This window comes from Staphylococcus sp. 231237_7MaSpsaltlick (assembly GCF_043107035.1).
Window position 1 is genome coordinate 1 of sequence record NZ_JBICNX010000250.1, and the last position, 644, is coordinate 644.

Here is a 644-nt window from a genome sequence, read left to right on the forward strand (position 1 = left end):
TAATATAGTACATTGCTTTTTCTATTAACGAATACATATGACTAAACTATCTCTAGCTGTTTCTACCACTTCTGTACTGATTTTATCTAAGCCATTGATATCCATAACTCTATCTATCTGCGCAAATAAACGATGAATCAGCCTAAAATTCCCTTTTGTAATTTTAATAATCGTTGTTATTGCCTCATAATCAGTAAAATCTTCGAGTTTTAAATCAAATCCTAAATCTTGCCACTTATATTCTAATATATGATGCGTTTCATCTTTGCTTAGATTATCAAATTCATGCGCAAAACCTATGCGCGAATATAATTGAGGATAACGAGATAATTTCTTCTCAATACCTGGCATACCAATAAATATCATTGCTAAATTATGTTCATCATAAATAGCTCTTAATTGCTCTAAATGTTGCACTTTAAGACGATCAATCTCATCTACTATAATTAAATCAATATATTTAAACATATCACTATAATGTTTACTATGTTCATGTCCATACTTATTTACAACATGTAATTTTTGCCCCAAATCAATGCTTGCAGTAATACTATATAAATCATTTCTTAATTTAGTTTGTTTTTCTGCTGGTGCAGTATAAAATATTTTATCCACCGATAGTATATCATCGGTCGTTTTACTAG

General features: G+C 29.0%; 1 protein-coding gene. It reads right to left on the reverse strand.

What is annotated here, in order from left to right:
* Nucleotides 1–24: 24 nt before the first annotated feature.
* On the reverse strand, nucleotides 25–644 hold a 620-nt coding region (locus ACF91D_RS31260), incomplete at its 5' end, for an AAA family ATPase (RefSeq protein WP_392438624.1).